The following is a 16767-nucleotide window of genomic DNA, read 5'->3' as shown; positions in this document are numbered from 1 at the left end:
ATTTCATAAATAACATTAAAGTGATGTGGCAAACACCTGAAAAATAAATAAGGAATAAATCACTATGGGCTCGCCGCTTTCCAGACAATTAACGCACCGTTTTTTCCGCTATCTCGCGATCACCAGCCAGAGCGATCCCAGAGTCAAAACCCTGCCCTCAACGCCGGGCCAGCATGACATGGCGCGCGAGCTGGCGCAGGAGCTGGCACAACTGGGGTTAGACGACATTGTGATTGATGAATTCGCCACGGTGACGGCGGTTAAAAAAGGCAACGTGCCCGGTGCGCCGCGCATCGGCTTTATTACCCATATTGATACCGTCGACGTGGGACTTTCACCGGATATTCATCCACAAATATTAACGTTTAGCGGTGAAGATCTCTGTCTGAATAAAGAGAAAGACATCTGGCTACGGGTAAACGAGCATCCCGAAATTCTGGCTTATCCGAACGAGGAGATTATTTTCAGCGACGGAACCAGCGTATTGGGCGCCGATAATAAATCGGCGGTCACGGTGGTCATGACGGTGCTGGAAAACCTGACGGCGGAACATCAGCATGGGGATATCGTCGTGGCGTTTGTGCCTGACGAAGAGATCGGCCTGAACGGTGCCAAGGCGCTGGATCTTAAGCGCTTCGACGTCGATTTTGCCTGGACCATTGACTGCTGCGAGCTGGGTGAGATTGTCTACGAGAACTTTAATGCGGCAGCCGCGGAAATCCGTTTTACCGGCGTGACGGCGCATCCGATGTCCGCCAAAGGCGTGCTGGTGAATCCCCTGCTGATGGCGACTGATTACATCAGCCATTTTGACCGCCAGCAAACGCCAGAGTGCACCGAGGGACGTGAAGGCTATATCTGGTTTAACGGCATTCAGGCCGGACAGAACGAGGCCGTTCTTAAGGCCAATATACGCGACTTTGATAAGGAGAGCTTTGCCGCGCGCAAGCAGCAGATTGCCGACGTGGCCGCGCTGATTGCCGCCCAATATCCGACGGCCAGCGTGGACTATCGCATTGAAGATACCTACAGCAATATCAGCAATGCGATTGGCGAAGACCGGCGCGCAATCGATCTGATGTTCGAGGCGATGGAATCGCTCGGCATCACGCCGAAACCGACGCCAATGCGCGGCGGCACCGACGGCGCGGCGCTCTCGGCTAAAGGGCTACTCACGCCGAACTTCTTCACCGGGGCGCATAACTTCCACTCGAAGTTTGAATTCCTGCCGCTGTCGTCGTTTGAGGCGTCTTATAAGACGGCCCTGCAGATCTGCCTGCTGGCCGCCCGTTAAGCGGGCTTGCGTGCCAGCATCGTGGCAAAGCGCAGCTTGATGCGGTTGCCGTTTTCATCAGTGCGGTGCAGTTCGCCAACGTCCTCGTTGTATTTGAGCAACTCCCAGCCTTCGTAGTAGTTGCTCAGCTCACCGCTCCTGAAGGCAAACGGGAAGCCGACCGTGCAGGGGTAGTCTGCCGTATCCATGGCGGCAACGATCAGATTGTAACCGCCCGGCGTCGTGCAGCGCTGCATATTGGCGATAAGGCCCGGGATGGTTTTTGCCTCCAGGAACATCATCACCACGGTAGAGAGAATAAAATCGTACTGGCCGTCAAAGCTCAGGTTGTTCAGATCCTTAATCGCGGTATGCAGATTAGCGATCCCTTCTTCCGCCTTGATGCGCTCGATATTGTCGATGCTCATCGGGTTCTTGTCCCACGCGGTCACATCGTACCCGTTGGCCGCAAGGTACAGGCTGTTTCGGCCGTTGCCGCAGCCCAGATCCAGCGTTTTACCGGGTTTCACAATCTCCGCGCTGTACAGCACCTCTGAATGGGTACGGGTTAAGCCATATTTCTCTGTGAAGTAATTCTCATCGACCGTCATTATTTTTCCTGCGTTCGCATAAAGTGAAAGTGCATTTTACATGCCATTTTAAGGCGTTTGCCGTCTGGTTGCCAGCCGCTCGAAAAGCGAAAACTTTGCTACGTTTAGTGAAGACGCTTATCAGAGACATGAAGATGAACAAATATCGCCTTAGCGACGAGACCCGCCTCTGGCAATGGAAAAACGGCGAAACCACCCACGCCACCGCGCTGCGGCAGATTATCGCCACGGCGGACTTTAACGACGTGACAGTCGGCACGAGAGGCGGCTGGATTGACGATGAGCGCGCCCTCGCGCAGGACGGCGACTGCTGGATCTACGATGAAAACAGCGTGGTGTTCGCGGGGGCAGTCGTCTCCGGCAACGCGCGTCTTACCCTTCCATGCTTCATTAGCCATGACGCGCATATCGGCGACAGCTGCTGGCTGGACGGCGCGGAGGTCAGCCACGGGGCGCGAATAAGTGACAACGTCACCATTCAGCAATCCTGCGTACGGGGCGAGTGTCATATCTACGGCGACGCGCGCGTGCTGCATCACAGCGTGGTCATTGCCGCCAAAGGGCTGACGCCGGACCATGAACAGATCCTGCAAATCTACGACAAGGCGACGGTGAGCCAGTCGCGGATTCTGCACCAGGCACAAATCTACGGCAAGGCGATGGTCAATTTTGCCTTTGTTGAACACCGGGCCGAAGTCTTCGACAGCGCGATCCTGGAGGGTAACGAACTGAACAACGTCTGGGTGTGCGACTGCGCAAAAGTTTATGGTAACGCCCGCGTGATAGCCGGGTTTGACGACGATGCCATCCCCACGGTGCGCTACAGCTCGCAGATTGCGGAGAATGCCGTGGTCGAAGGCAACTGCGTCATCAAGCATCACGTCCTGATTGGCGGGCAGGCCTGGCTGCGCGGCGGGCCGATCATGCTGGATGATAAAGTGGTGATCCAGGGGCGCGCGCGCATCAGCGGAGATGTGCTTATCGAACACCGTGTTGAAATCACCGACGATGCGGTCATTGAAGCGTTTGCCGGCGAGAGCATTCACCTGCGCGGCGAAAAAGTGATTAACGGCGACCAGCGCATCACCCGCACGCCGCTGCTGGGCGCGTTATAGGGTATAGATCCGGCCGTAGATATTGACATCGTCAAAGCGGCCATTCAGGTATTCCGCTTCCCGCAGGCACCCTTCCAGCGTAAAACCATTGCGCACGGCAACGCTGTTGCTGTGCTGATTCGCCACCCGACACTTGATCACAAAACGACGGATCTCACCGCGTTCAGCGTAGTAGCGCATAAACGCCTGCAGTGACTGAGAGAGAATGCCCTGACCCTGGTGGGCTTCATCCAACCAGTAGCCGATGTAGCCGGCTTTGTTGGTCGGTTCAATCGTGTTGAACGACAGCACGCCAACCAGCGCATCATCCATGAAGATCAGAAACATTTTGGCGTAGCCGCGCTGGTGCAGCATCTGGTTACTCTGCACGTTGCGGCGGGTATCCTCTTCGCTGCCCACGTGCTGCGCCCAGTCAAAGGCGGTTTGCAGAAAGGCTCTGTTTTTGACGACGAGATTGTGCAGGTCGGCGGTGTAGCGCTCTTCGACGGAACGTAGTTCGATGTGTTGTGAAACGGGGATGATTTCAGATGTCATGGTGCCTCGTCATCGCCCGGTGGCGCTGCGCTTACCGGGCCTACAGTACTGAAACGTAGGCCGGGTAAGGCGAAGCCGCCACCCGGCACAATCCCACAAAAGTTAACGCATTACCCGGTCGTCAACATACTGACGTTTATCCGGCGCTGGCGGGAAATACTGGTACAGCCAGGTTTCGCTGATGGCATCGCCCTGGCAGCGCAGGAACAGGCGCATATCCACCGGTTCCGTCGAATCTGACGTCGGGTACCAGTCAAACAGAATGCGATAGCCGTCAAACGGCTCAACGTAGAGGATCTCTACCTGCTTCGCTTCACCGCTGGAGAGCGTAATCACCGGCTCGATGCCTTTTGGCGCAGCAGCCTTCAGGTCGCCGCCGACGAAGTCGATGGCAAAGCGACGGGCCCACACTTTCGGGTAGTTTTCGCCCGGTGCCCAGCCTTCCGGGAAGCCGCCCATGCCGGTGCGGGTGGCGTAGACGTTGGCCAGCGGGGAGCGCACCGGCGGCATCGCGCTCCAGTAGAGGCGATATTTGAAGTCCAGCTCGTCGCCCGCTTTGACGGCTTTTTCCGGCTGCCAGAAGCAGACCACGTTATCCAGCGTTTCACCGGTGGTCGGGATCTCCATCAGGCCAACCGCGCCTTTACCCCAGTCGTTACGCGGTTCCACCCACAGGCTTGGACGCTTGTTGTACCATCCCATCACGTCCTGATAGTGCGAGAAATCGCGATCGAGCTGCAGCAGACCGAACCCTTTCGGGTTTTTGTCCATATAGGCATTGAACTGCAGCTTCTGCGGGTTGTTCAGCGGACGACAGATCCACTCCCCGTTGCCGCGCCACATCGCCAGGCGGTCGGAGTCATGGATTTGCGGGTGAATAGTGTCACACATGCGGCGTTCGTTATTACCGCAGCTGAACATGCTGGTCATCGGCGCGATGCCGAGCTGCTTGATGTCCTTACGCGCGAAGAGATGGTTTTCCACCTCCATGATCACCTGACTCTTCTCGCAGTGGATCACGAATTTATAGGCACCCGTGATGCTCGGGCTGTCGAGCAGCGTATAGACGGTAAAGGTCGTGTCGCCGGGCTTGACGGTCTCAAACCAGAAGGAGGTAAAGTCCGGGAACTCTTCCGGCGTGTCGGTAAAGGTATCTACCGCCAGGCCGCGGGCGGAAAGGCCGTACTGGTAAGTGTCATCCACCGCGCGGAAATAGCTCGCGCCCAGGAAAGAGACGATATCGCGACGCGCCAGCTCCGGCGCCTTAAACGCGCGGAAGCCCGCAAAGCCGAGATCGCTTTGCCCTTCCAGCTGTTTGGTATCCACCCCCGTTTCACCGTAGCTGAACAGCTCCGGACGGAAGTGGATCTCGCGCGCCATAGAGGTGGACTGGTCCAGCGAGAACATCCGCACGCGACGGCGGAACCCCATTCCCATATGGAAGAACTGCACGTCCAGCTGACGCCCTTCAATGTTGTTCCACAGTGACTGCTTTTCATCGTAGCGGATGGCGTTGTACGCCTGCGGCGTCATCGTGGCCAGCGTCTCCGGCAGCGGGCGCGGCGCGCCACCCCACGGGGTTTTCGCCAGGTCATGCGCCATGGATTGCAGGACGGAGAAGTCAAAACGACGACTCTGGCCGTCAGCAATGTCAGAGTCAGCAGCGTATGCCGCTTTGGAAAACAGGGAAGCAAGGCCGGATGTGCCGCTCAGGGCTGCCACTGCCAGCGAGCCTTTTAGAAAACGTCTGCGATTCATGCCTGGAAAAACGTCCTTATGGTCGTGTGAATGTGTTTCGCGCTCGGCGAAATGACGGCAAGAAAGAACGCACAGCCTAAACAAAAATGGTTAAGAATCCAATTGTTGGCCGGTGATTATCTGAACAAAGTGAGAAATATTTTCTGTCGACCAGAACGGCCCGAAAGTGGTGTAAAGAAAGCCTGGAAAATGTGTATAAAAATGCCCCGTCAGGACATCAGCTGACGGGGCGAATGAGGCGGTTATTTTACGCTGACATCGATACCCGGGAAGTACTTATCAGCGAGTTTGGCGATCGTGCCGTCGGCACGTACTTTATCAATTGCGGCATCAAGCTGCTTTTTGGTGGCCTCGTCACCTTTACGCAAACCAAAGCCGATCCCACTGCCGAGGATAGTGTCGTCAGACACCGGCTTGCCGATGAAGCCAAACCCTTTCCCCTGCGGCTTGCTGAGGAAACCTGCCTGCCCGGCCGCGGACATGACCAGCGAGGCGTCGATACGGCCATTCAGCAGATCGCCCCAGGCCATATTCTGATCTTTATACGACACCACGGTGACACCCTGCTTTTCCCAGTGCTCTTTGGCATAGGTTTCCTGAATGGATCCCTGCAGCACGCCGATGGTTTTCCCCTTCAGCCCTTCAGGCGTCGCCTCAACCGCCGTGCCGGCCTTGCCCACCAACTGCGACGGAATACGGTAAATCGGCTGGGTAAAATCAATGCTCTTGCGGCGCTGCTCGGTGATATTCATCGCCGAGTTGATGGCGTCGAATTTCTTCGCCACCAGGCCCGGGATCAGCGCATCAAACGAGGTTTCCACCCAACTGCACTTCAGCGCTGCCGCTTTGCAGATGGCATTCCCCAGCTCAACGTCAAACCCTTCCAGTTCGCCTGCCGCATTGCGGCTTTCAAACGGCGGATATTCGGCTTCCAGACCGTAACGCAGCTCGGACGCCGCGAAGGAGGAAAAGGTACACAGCAATCCCATGCCGACAACTAGCGCGCGTATTTTCATCTCAAACTCCTCAGAGCCTATCTCAGCGTGGTTTAACCCGACACAGGGCTTGGGCACCTGCCCGTAACGTCGCCTCATCTTTCGCAAAAGAGAGACGAATCAATTTATTATCCGTACCGTCCGCATAAAACGCCGACAGCGGAATGGTAGCTACACCGTACTCAACGATCAGCCGTTTCACCAGCTCGCTGTCGCGCTCGTTGCTGAATTGGCTGTAGTCCGCCAGCATGAAGAACGATCCGGCGCTGGGCAGCAGCGTGAACGGCGAATCGGCCAGCAGACTCTGCAGCAGATCGCGCTTGCGCTGGTAAAACGCCGACAGCGACAGCCAGGTTTGCGGGTCGACCATATGTTCAGCAAACGCGTGCTGCATTGGCGTATCGGCAGAAAACATTAAAAATTGATGGACTTTACAAATCTCGTCCATCAGCACCGCCGGTGCAACACAGTAACCCACGCGCCAGCCGGTGACGTGATAGGTTTTTCCGAAAGAAGAAATAATCACGCTACGCTCCGCCAGCTGCGGGTGCGTGGCCATCCCGTGGTGCGGCTCACCGTCAAACACCACGTGTTCATACACTTCGTCAGACAAAATAATGATGTCGGTATTGCGCGTCAGCGCCGCCAGCTGCTGCAGGTCGTTGGCTGAAAAAACCTGGCCGCTCGGGTTGTGCGGCGTATTGATGATGATCATGCGCGTGCGCGGGGTGATGGCAGCCCGGACTTCGTCCCAGTTGACGGCAAAATCCGGCACGGTGAGCTTGATGGCAATCGGCGTTGCCCCCTGCAGACGGACAATCGGCGCGTAGCTGTCAAATGACGGCTCAAAGTAGATCACCTCATCACCCGGGTGCACCAGCCCGCTGATTGCCGAATAGAGCCCTTCGCTGGCGCTGGCGGTCACCAGCACCTCGCTGGCCGGGTCATACCGCGTGCCGTATAGGGTGGCAATTTTATCGGCAATACGCTCTTTGAGCGGCTGCAGACCGGTCATCGACGCATACTGGTTATGCCCCGCCTCCATTGCGCGGGTAACGCCCGCAACAAGCTTCGGGTCGCAGGAAAAATTCGGTGCGCCCTGAGAAAGGTTAATCGCGTTATGCTGCGCCGAGAGCTGGCCGATAACGGTAAAAATGGTGGTGCCCACATCGGGCAGTTTAGAGCGCGTTTGCACTGGCGTTCGTAAAGTCATCCTCTTTCCCTTCTCATGGACATTGCATAACTATTCAAACAACATCTCTGTTGTCGGGACAATCGAATTGTTGTCATAATAGCCATGAGAAAAATGCATAGCTGAGGTGTTTCCATGTCGCGCCGTTCGCTCCCGCTTAATGCCATCGACGCATTTTTAGTCACCGCGCGTCACCTGAATCTGACCCATGCTGCCGCAGAACTTTGCCTGACGCAGGGGGCCGTGAGCCGCAAGATAGCCTCCCTCGAAGCGTGGTTTGGCTTTCCGCTTTTTGAACGCCACGCGCGCGGCCTGCGCCTCTCTTCGCAGGGCAGCGCCCTGCTCCCGGAACTGCAGTCTGCTTTCGAACACTTGCTGACCGTGGCCGACCAGGCCCGCAGCCAGCAGACCGTGATCCGGCTCAAGGCACCCACCTGTGCCATGCGCTGGCTGGTGCCGCGCCTGCTGGAGGTGGAGCGTGAGCAGCCGGATCTGCAGATTGCCCTGACCACCACCACCGATCACAACGTCAATTTCAAAACCGAATCTTACGACGCGGCCATCGTGTTCGGCACACACATGAGCGCAGGCGACCTGCTGTTCGAAGAGGCGCTCACCCCGGTGATAAGCCCGGTGCGGGCGGGTGCAGCGATGGGATCGCTGACGTTCCTGCACCCCACAAGGGATAAGACAGACTGGTCGCTGTGGCTGACGAAACAGGAAGGTCCGGGCTTTGCCATGCACAAAAATCAACACTTCGACACGATGGATCTCGCCATCACGGCCGCCATTCAGGGGCTGGGTGTGGCCATTGCCGACGAAACGCTGGTGGCCGAAGATGTCCGCGCGGGAAGACTGATGCGGCCTTATGAAACCAGCATAAAAACCGGCGCGAGCTACCGGCTGGTACTGCGCGAAACGCCAGGGGAGGAAAATGGACTGGCGGCGTTTCGCGCCTGTTTGCTTAATCGAGGCTGACGTGGTGCTTCATCACCCGCTTGAAGAGGCTCATGCGGGCGCGCATAAAGCGGTTTTCAAGCCGGAAACCTGCATGTTTATTCACGCCAATGCGTAACAAAACGTCCCGCCCTTTTCGGCATGCGGGCCAGTGCGTCGGCCCTGGCAGGATCTCACGAGGCCCTGCGTCTCGCGCAAAGCTCACCCAGTAATCGGCGACCTGCGCAGCAAACTGTAAATCCCGTTCGTTGACATACTGGCGTGAAGGCTCCACCTGGCCGAGGGTATCGAAGACGTAGGGCACTTCATTGCCGTGCCAGGCGCCGTTGATATAGGTGGCATGTTCCGCTTCCGCAACATAGTCAAACCAGTAACGCCAGCACAGTCCGCCGACGCGCTGCTGCGCCTGCATCACGACGTAGCCCATCGTGGTGAACGCCATGTCGCGGCACACCTGCCTGCCCAACTCCTCATCACCTTTGACGCCCGGATAGAGCAGCTTAATCAGCCCCAGCCCGAAGCGTCGCTCCCGGCGGAGCTTCTGGATTTGCCCGGCGAGATCGATGCCAAACACCGCCATCACGCTGGCCTCATCGCTGTTCGACCCAATCATCACCGGTACGGGATGCTGGCGGGCAGCGAAAAAGACGTCCAGCATCGCTTCGGGTAGAACGCAGTCCCCGACGATGGGCGCCGGGGCGACGTTCAGCGGCGCGGTTAACGGCCAGAACGCGTCCGGCGGAATGGCGCGCAGCTGCTCAGCAGTCGCCTTCTCCAGGCCAAAATGGGCGGCCAGCGCCTCCCCTTTTTGCAGCGCCTGTTCACGCGGCGTGTCCGGCAAGGTATACCCGCTTTGCACAATCGCCTTGTGGAACAAGCCAGCCGCCAGGGGCGATGCCAGCAGAGAGAGCACGCTGCGCGCACCGGCGGATTCGCCAAACAGGGTCACGTTAGCGGGGTCGCCACCAAATGCGGCGATATTGTCCCTAACCCATTCGAGGGCCGCGATCTGATCCAGCAGGGCAAAATTATGCACCACGCGATCTTCCTCGCCTTCCAGCGCGGGATGGGCGAAAAAGCCGAGATGGCCGAGACGATAGTTAATCGTGACCACAACCACCCCGCGTGTGGCCAGCGATTTGCCGTTATAAGGCGGCAGGCCGCCTGCGCCAATCGTAAACCCGCCCCCGTGCAGCCAGACCATAACCGGAAGCGCCCCGGCGCGCTCTTTGGGGGACCAGACGTTCAGATAAAGACAGTCTTCCGAGAACTGACCGGGATCGCCCCCGCCCAGCTCCTGACAATATTCGCTGCTTTGCCAGCTTGAGGCCGAAAAGGTAGTAGCCTGGCGAACGCCATCCCACGGCTCAGGGGGCCGCGGGGAGCGCCAGCGCCACTCGCCCACGGGCGGTGCGGCGTAGGGCATGCCGCACCAGACGTGGACATTTTCATCGGTTAAACCAGACAGTGCGCCCTGGCGCGTTTCAACCACAGGGGCGGAAGGATTTTGCATAACGACCTTATTTTTTCCATCACACCCCAGCAGAGTAACGATTTCAGAGCAAACCGCAACGCTGTTTGCTGCGGGTTTCAGCCTCCTGGTAGAGCGTGAACTCGTCATACACCGGGCAGCCCAGAGCGTCTTCAAACGCATCGCGGCTGGCGTTGCCGTGGCTACGGGCCTGGGTTTCATTCCCGAGATTGGACTGGAATATCCCGGCGGCGCTAACCGGGAGGAAATCTTCGTAGGTGATCGGCTGAGCGACCACCCATCCGCGCTCTATTAGCGGCTGCGGATCATCGCCCGGCCGGAACGCATGGCGATGCGCTTCACCCGCAGGCGTCAGACGGTAGCGGAAATACGCCAGATCCTGACGGCGCATTAGCAGTTCACTGTCCGGGAAGGCGCTAAAGATCTCCCGCAGATGCAGCTGATGCGTCAGGTTATCTTTGCCGGTACCGGCCTGGGAAAGCAGGCTATCGTACAGTTCACGCCCTTTCGGGGTCAGTGCCACGCCGCGCTGCTCAATCTCACCGAAGCGCGCAGTGTGGGTGCCCTTATGTTCCCCGGCAAACAGCACCGGCTCTTCCAGGGCTTTAAAGCTGGTTTGACGCAGCAGGACGGGCACCTCGCGACGCGGCGGCCCTTCAATCAAAATTTTCGGCTCGATACCGTACTTCGGCATCAGCTCCTGCACCCGGTCAATATCCAGCGTGCGCGGCGTGAGGTGGTTAATATGGCAGCCCGGGAAGCAGACCACATCGGCAATCAGGCGATGCTCGTTATGCAGCGCCTGATAGGTTTCCTGATCGACCGTCGCATGACGGTGCCAGCGGAAGGTTTCCAGCGCTTCCTGCACAAACTCGTGCGCCTGTTCGTCAGTAAACTGCCCCTCAGATTCATACAGATCGAGCAGCGCCAGGCAGCGCGGGGTAAAGATGTTTCGGTGAGAGAGGATTTCCGCCGCCCGTTCGCGCAGCGCGACGTTGTCAATCAGCTCAAGGCGCAGCAGCGACGTAAAGATACGAAACGGATTACGGCACAGCGCCGCATCATCGATCGGGCGAAACGCCGTTGAGTGGACCGGCACCCCCGCCTGGGAGAGATCGTAATAGCTGACCGGGTACATCCCCATAATGGCAAACATACGACGCAGGGTTGAAAGTTCATGTGCTGTGCCAACGCGGATCGCCCCGTGACGCTCCACGTTCAGGCGCGCAAGCTCATCGGCGTTTGCCAGTTGTTCATGTAATAGTGGGTTATTTTCCAGCACCGCCAGGTTTACGTCCGCAACCAGTTCGAGCAAGGTGCCATACTGCGGAACTTCCTGCTGGTACATCGCCGACATAGCCTGCGAAAAGTGTTCCCGAATGTCATCAGCCGTGATGGTGTTCGCCATGATGTCATGCCTCCAGTGAATATTACCTGGAGTGTAGAGAAACCCGTTCCTTCCGGGGGGAAGAATTTCTGATTTGTGATCTTAAGACGACAGTGGTCAAACCGTATGCTACTAGCCCCTGAACGAGCCTTAACGAAACCGCCCTTTCGACCTGAACGCATTTATCCAGGATTTTCCTTATAATTATTTAGGGTTTCGCTTTCTAGCTATAAAGGAGTATTTTTTATTTTCCCTGACTACAAATCAACAAATTTGAGTACGCCATTATTTTTATCCTCACCTTTCAAATTTTTAGCTCTAAGTTAGGATTAATCTTAATGGTTGTTTACAAGTCCTTCCTGCCTATCCATATTTCCATTTCAAGCGAAGCGTAAATTTACAAATATTTAAAAAATAACGCAGCCGCAAATAGCAAAACGCATTTGACGGATGACGCACAGCGACTAGAGTTATTACTCGAACGACGAGTGATACGGAATATTTTCGTATCGTACTGACATAACCAATATATGACTATGAGGTTTAATATGGCAGAGCATCGTGGTGGTTCCGGTAATTTCGCTGAAGACCGTGAAAAAGCATCAGAAGCTGGACGTAAAGGTGGCCAGCACAGCGGTGGTAATTTTAAAAACGATCCGCAACGCGCATCTGAAGCGGGTAAGAAAGGGGGACAGAACAGTCACGGCGGAGGCCGTAAGTCTGATAACTCCTGATCTTATTTAGTACTCTTTTAATAAAACCAGAGAGCATGCTGCGGGCTGAAAAGCTCGCAGTACCCTTTCATTATTTTACCGGAGCGTAATTATTATGAATATGAAAAGTGTTGAGGATGTATTTATTCATCTTCTGTCGGATACCTACAGCGCAGAAAAGCAGCTTACCCGAGCGTTAAGTAAACTTGCCCGCGCCGCCTCCAGCGAGAAGCTGAGCGCCGCCTTTACCGCACACCTGGAGGAGACGCAAGGTCAGATTGAACGTATCGACCAGATCGTCGAGCAGGAAGACGGTATTAAGATCAAACGCATGAAGTGCGTGGCGATGGAAGGCTTAATTGAAGAAGCCAACGAAGTCATCGAAAGCACGGAAAAAAATGAAGTCCGAGATGCCGCGTTAATTGCCGCTGCACAAAAAGTTGAGCATTACGAAATAGCCAGCTACGGTACCCTTGCCACATTAGCAGAACAACTGGGCTATAAAAAAGCCGTTAAACTTCTTGCCGAAACGCTGGAAGAAGAAAAAGAGACCGACCTTAAACTCACCGACCTGGCCGTTGGAAATATTAACCAAAAAGCGCAGAAATAACGCAATAACACAGGTTAAATAAAATGAGCATCAGTCCCAGGACAATTAAACGGTGCCATTTAACGGCAGCTATAATATGGTTCATACTCGCTATCCCTTCCGTAATATGGTGGAAGAACAGCGTGCTATGGGTCATTATCATCAGTATCTATGCCAATATTGTCGGCCATTTATCTGGCTACAGTGCCGCACGTGCCGATCAGGCTGCTGAAAGTGAGACCAAATAAGCGAACCCCTAATGAGGATACAATGATGAATCACGTAGAACACTACCATGACTGGCTACGCGATGCCCATGCGATGGAAAAGCAAGCCGAATCTATGCTGGAATCCATGGCCAGCCGTATCGATAATTATCCTGATGTTCGCGCCAGAATTGAACAGCATATTAATGAGACAAAACGGCAAATCACATTGCTGGAGGAAATCCTCGACCGTAATGATATTTCTCGTTCGGTCTTAAAAGACTCGATGAGCAAAATGGCGGCGCTGGGGCAATCCATCGGCGGCATGTTCCCTTCAGACGAAATCGTGAAGGGCTCGATCAGCGGCTATGTCTTCGAACAGTTTGAAATCGCCTGCTATACCTCCCTGCTGGCAGCGGCCAAAAAAGCCGGGGACACCGCTTCGGTACCCGCTATTGAGACGATCCTCGCAGAAGAGCGCGAAATGGCCGACTGGCTGATTCGCCATATCCCGCAAACGACGGAACAGTTCCTGCTGCGCTCAGACGCATCGGGTGTCGAAGCGAAAAAATAACCCACAGGAGAGTGCCTATGTTTCGACACGTCAAACAGCTGCAATACACGGTTCGCGTCGCCGAACCGAATCCCGGCCTGGCCAACCTTTTACTGGAACAATTTGGCGGACCGCAGGGTGAACTGGCCGCCGCCTGCCGCTACTTTACGCAAGGGTTGAGCGATGACGATCCGGGCCGCAAGGATATGCTGATGGATATCGCGACCGAGGAATTAAGCCACCTCGAAATCATCGGTACCCTGGTCGGTATGCTGAATAAAGGTGCCAAGGGCGCGCTGGCGGAAGGGGTGGAAAATGAGGCCGAGCTGTATCGCTCCATGACCGAAAACGGCAATGACAGCCACATCACCTCCCTGCTCTACGGCGGCGGTACCCCGCTCACCAACTCGGCGGGCGTGCCCTGGACGGCGGCCTACGTCGACACCATTGGCGAGCCGACGGCGGACCTGCGCTCAAACGTGGCGGCCGAGGCCAGAGCCAAAATCATCTATGAACGGCTGATCAACGTGACTGACGATCCCGGCGTTAAAGATGCCCTGGCGTTTCTGATGACGCGTGAGGCGGCGCATCAGCTCTCCTTTGAGAAGGCGCTGCAGTCCATCCGTAATAATTTCCCGCCGGGAAAACTGCCGCCAATCGAGGAATTCACCAACAAGTACTACAATATGTCTGAAGGTGGAGAGGTTCGCGGAAGCTGGAACAGCGATAAACACTTCGATTACGTTGAGTCCCCCCAGCCTGCGGTGGATGGCGGCGATGGCAGTGCCAGCGTCACGCTCACAACCGAGCAGGCAACCCTGGTCAAGGCGATGTCTGCCCGCACGAAATCCGATCCACATTCCGACCCGCTGACCGGTGCCGAGCTGGGTGCCGGTAAGACTAAACCGTAATCGGTTTGCCGGGCAGGCCTGAACTGCCCGGCAATTCGCGTGCCCCATCGTCTCAGAGGTACGGACCATGTTCGAACTCGATGCGTTTCATCTGGCCAGAATTCAGTTCGCTTTTACCGTCTCGTTCCACATCCTGTTTCCAGCGATCACCATCGGTCTCGCCAGCTACCTGGTGGTGCTGGAGGGCATGTGGCTGCGCACCAAAAACGACGTCTGGCGATCGTTATACCACTTCTGGCTAAAGATATTTGCCGTTAACTTCGGCATGGGCGTCGTTTCCGGGCTGGTGATGGCGTATCAGTTTGGCACCAACTGGAGCGGGTTCTCTCAGTTCGCGGGCAGCATTACCGGCCCGCTTCTGACCTACGAGGTATTAACCGCCTTCTTCCTGGAGGCCGGATTCCTTGGCGTCATGATGTTCGGCTGGAACAAAGTCGGCCCCGGGCTGCACTTCTTTTCGACCTGCATGGTGGCGCTCGGCACGCTGATGTCGACCTTCTGGATCCTCGCCTCCAACAGCTGGATGCACACGCCACAGGGTTTTACTATCGAGAACGGCCAGGTGATCCCGCAGGACTGGCTGGCCATCGTCTTTAACCCCTCCTTCCCTTACCGTCTTATTCATATGGCTATCGCCGCGTTTCTGAGCAGCGCGCTGTTTGTCGGGGCATCGGGGGCATGGCATCTGCTGCGCGGTAACGATACGCCCGCCGTTCGCACCATGTTTTCGATGGCGATGTGGATGGCGCTGCTGGTCGCGCCCATTCAGGCGGTGGTGGGCGATATGCACGGCCTGAACACGCTTGAACATCAGCCGGCAAAAATTGCCGCCATTGAGGGCCACTGGGAAAATCCCCCCGGTGAGGCCACCCCGCTGCTGCTGTTTGGTCTGCCGGATATGGAGGAAGAGCGCACCAAATACGGCCTGGAGATCCCCGCGCTCGGCAGCCTGATTCTTACGCACAGTCTGGACAAGCAGGTCCCGGCGCTGAAAGACTTCCCGAAAGAGGATCGGCCAAACTCGACCATCGTTTTCTGGTCGTTCCGCGTGATGGTCGGGATGGGACTGCTGATGATTACCCTTGGTCTGGTCAGCCTCTGGCTACGCTATCGCCATCGACTTTACCAGTCGCGTCCGTTCCAGTGGTTTGCCCTCTGCATGGGGCCGGCCGGGCTGCTGGCGCTGCTCGCCGGATGGGTGACCACCGAAGTGGGGCGTCAGCCGTGGGTCGTCTATGGCTACCTGCGCACCATCGACGCGGTATCGCTGCACAGTACCCTACAGATGAGCATCAGCCTGCTGGCGTTCTTCGTTGTCTACTCATCCGTGTTTGGCGTGGGCTATGTTTATCTCATCCGGCTGATTAAGAAAGGACCTCAGCCCGTCGATACGCTGACGTCAAACACCTCGGGCACACCTGCCCGTCCGCTGTCTGCCGCTGAGTCTGTTCCGGAAGAGGAGAGAATCTGATGGGCGTCGATATCTCAGTGATTTGGTTTGCCATTATCGTGTTTGCCACGCTGATGTACATCATTATGGATGGCTTCGATCTGGGCATTGGCCTGCTGTTTAACTTCGTGGGCGATGCGAAAGAGCGCGATGTGATGGTCAACAGCGTAGCGCCTGTCTGGGACGGCAACGAGACCTGGCTGGTGCTCGGCGGTGCGGGGCTGTTCGGCGCGTTTCCGCTGGCCTACGCGGTGATTATTGATGCGCTGACGATCCCCCTCACCGCAATGCTGATCGGCCTTATTTTTCGCGGCGTCGCCTTTGAGTTCCGCTTCAAAGCCACCCCCTCACACCGTCGGTTCTGGGACTACTCCTTTGCCGGCGGCTCCCTGCTCGCCACCTTTAGCCAGGGCGTGGTGGTGGGGGCGGTGATCAACGGCTTTGACGTGGAGGGCCGACGCTTTGTCGGCTCGGCGCTGGACTGGCTCACCCCCTTTAACCTCTTCTGCGGCATCGGACTGGTCGTCGCCTACACGCTGCTGGGCACCACCTGGCTCATTATGAAAAGCGAAGGCGCGCTGCAACAACGCATGCGCGAGCTGACCCGCCACGTGCTGCTGGCCCTGATGGTGGTTATCGCGGTAGTCAGCGTCTGGACGCCGCTCGGCTGGCAGTACGTCGCCGACCGCTGGTTTACCCTGCCCAACTTCTTCTGGTTCCTGCCGGTTCCTCTGCTGGTCGGCATCTTCAGCGTGCTGATCTGGCGCCTGACCCGCAACCCGGCCAGCCACGCGCGCCCTTTCCTGCTGACGCTGGGGCTGATTTTCCTCGGGTTTAGCGGGCTGGGCATCAGCCTCTGGCCAAACATTATTCCGCCACGCATCACCCTGTGGGAGGCCGCAGCCCCGCCTGCCAGCCAGCTGTTTATGCTGGTTGGGACGTTACTGATTATTCCGGTGATCCTGGTGTACACCGCCTGGAGCTACTACGTTTTCCGGGGCAAGGTCTCGGATACTGAAGGCTATCACTGA

17 protein-coding genes are annotated in these 16767 nt (G+C 56.7%); 10 read left to right on the top strand and 7 right to left on the bottom strand.

All coding sequences use genetic code 11. The features are described 5' to 3' along the window. Nucleotides 1-64 precede the first annotated feature (64 nt). Complete coding sequence (gene pepT, locus F3J31_RS00505; RefSeq protein WP_167210572.1) at nt 65-1294, top strand: peptidase T; 1230 nt, start codon at nt 65-67, stop codon at nt 1292-1294. Here pepT and tehB read toward each other — a convergent pair. Next, complete coding sequence (tehB, locus tag F3J31_RS00500; protein WP_048030510.1) at nt 1291-1884, bottom strand: tellurite resistance methyltransferase TehB; 594 nt, start codon at nt 1882-1884, stop codon at nt 1291-1293. The two genes, pepT and tehB, sit on opposite strands and share 4 nt — an antisense overlap. Nucleotides 1885-2018: 134 nt before the next feature. Between tehB and ydcK the strand changes: the two genes are divergently transcribed. Continuing rightward, entirely contained in the window at nt 2019-2999 is a 981-nt protein-coding gene (gene ydcK / locus F3J31_RS00495; RefSeq protein ID WP_167210569.1) for a YdcK family protein, read from the top strand. Here ydcK and rimL read toward each other — a convergent pair. From rimL to F3J31_RS00475, 4 genes are all read right to left on the bottom strand, one after another. Then, nucleotides 2994-3533, bottom strand: a complete 540-nt coding sequence (rimL, locus tag F3J31_RS00490; RefSeq protein WP_167210565.1) for a 50S ribosomal protein L7/L12-serine acetyltransferase — start codon at nt 3531-3533, stop codon at nt 2994-2996. The two genes, ydcK and rimL, sit on opposite strands and share 6 nt — an antisense overlap. A 102-nt stretch (nt 3534-3635) precedes the next feature. After that, nucleotides 3636-5291, bottom strand: a complete 1656-nt coding sequence (locus tag F3J31_RS00485) for a glucan biosynthesis protein (protein ID WP_045910514.1) — start codon at nt 5289-5291, stop codon at nt 3636-3638. 242 nt (nt 5292-5533) lie between these two features. Beyond that, nucleotides 5534-6307, bottom strand: a complete 774-nt coding sequence (locus tag F3J31_RS00480) for a transporter substrate-binding domain-containing protein (protein WP_048030514.1) — start codon at nt 6305-6307, stop codon at nt 5534-5536. Nucleotides 6308-6329: 22 nt separating this feature from the next. After that, a complete protein-coding gene (locus tag F3J31_RS00475; RefSeq protein ID WP_104948593.1) occupies nt 6330-7499 on the bottom strand; it encodes a pyridoxal phosphate-dependent aminotransferase in 1170 nt (389 codons plus the stop codon). A gap of 114 nt (nt 7500-7613) precedes the next feature. On the opposite strand from F3J31_RS00475, the gene F3J31_RS00470 reads away from it, so the two are divergent. Beyond that, complete coding sequence (locus F3J31_RS00470) at nt 7614-8456, top strand: LysR family transcriptional regulator (protein ID WP_167210562.1); 843 nt, start codon at nt 7614-7616, stop codon at nt 8454-8456. On the opposite strand, the gene F3J31_RS00465 is transcribed toward F3J31_RS00470, so the two are convergent. Further along, nucleotides 8443-9948, bottom strand: a complete 1506-nt coding sequence (locus F3J31_RS00465; RefSeq protein WP_167210559.1) for a carboxylesterase/lipase family protein — start codon at nt 9946-9948, stop codon at nt 8443-8445. The genes F3J31_RS00470 and F3J31_RS00465 overlap by 14 nt on opposite strands. A gap of 43 nt (nt 9949-9991) precedes the next feature. After that, the gene (locus tag F3J31_RS00460) at nt 9992-11335 is read right to left on the bottom strand and encodes a VOC family protein (protein ID WP_045910509.1); all 1344 of its coding nucleotides are present in this window, start codon (nt 11333-11335) and stop codon (nt 9992-9994) included. Nucleotides 11336-11862: 527 nt separating this feature from the next. Here F3J31_RS00460 and F3J31_RS00455 point away from each other — a divergent pair. The 7 genes from F3J31_RS00455 (at nt 11863) to cydB (ending at nt 16767) form a co-directional block, all read left to right on the top strand. Then, nucleotides 11863-12048 carry a general stress protein gene (locus F3J31_RS00455; RefSeq protein ID WP_004150795.1) on the top strand — a complete coding sequence of 62 codons (186 nt, stop codon included), beginning with the start codon at nt 11863-11865 and terminating at the stop codon, nt 12046-12048. A gap of 94 nt (nt 12049-12142) precedes the next feature. Continuing rightward, nucleotides 12143-12637, top strand: coding sequence for a ferritin-like domain-containing protein (locus F3J31_RS00450; RefSeq protein ID WP_023311678.1), 495 nt, complete (start codon nt 12143-12145; stop codon nt 12635-12637). A 23-nt stretch (nt 12638-12660) separates the two neighbouring features. Beyond that, nucleotides 12661-12864 carry a hypothetical protein gene (locus F3J31_RS00445; protein WP_013096662.1) on the top strand — a complete coding sequence of 68 codons (204 nt, stop codon included), beginning with the start codon at nt 12661-12663 and terminating at the stop codon, nt 12862-12864. 25 nt (nt 12865-12889) lie between these two features. Beyond that, on the top strand, nt 12890-13396 hold the full coding sequence (locus F3J31_RS00440) for a ferritin-like domain-containing protein (protein ID WP_014831871.1): 507 nt from the start codon (nt 12890-12892) through the stop codon (nt 13394-13396). A gap of 17 nt (nt 13397-13413) precedes the next feature. After that, complete coding sequence (locus F3J31_RS00435) at nt 13414-14286, top strand: manganese catalase family protein (RefSeq protein ID WP_008502274.1); 873 nt, start codon at nt 13414-13416, stop codon at nt 14284-14286. Nucleotides 14287-14353: 67 nt separating this feature from the next. Then, nucleotides 14354-15757, top strand: coding sequence for a cytochrome ubiquinol oxidase subunit I (locus F3J31_RS00430; protein ID WP_048223144.1), 1404 nt, complete (start codon nt 14354-14356; stop codon nt 15755-15757). After that, a complete protein-coding gene (gene cydB / locus F3J31_RS00425; protein WP_167210557.1) occupies nt 15757-16767 on the top strand; it encodes a cytochrome d ubiquinol oxidase subunit II in 1011 nt (336 codons plus the stop codon). The genes F3J31_RS00430 and cydB overlap by 1 nt, the downstream gene beginning before the upstream one ends.

It is taken from the genome of Enterobacter sp. Acro-832 (assembly GCF_011752745.1).
GTDB classification, from domain to species: domain Bacteria; phylum Pseudomonadota; class Gammaproteobacteria; order Enterobacterales; family Enterobacteriaceae; genus Enterobacter; species Enterobacter quasiroggenkampii.
Note: the sequence above shows the minus strand (reverse complement) of the source record. Positions and strands in the feature narration are given on the sequence as shown.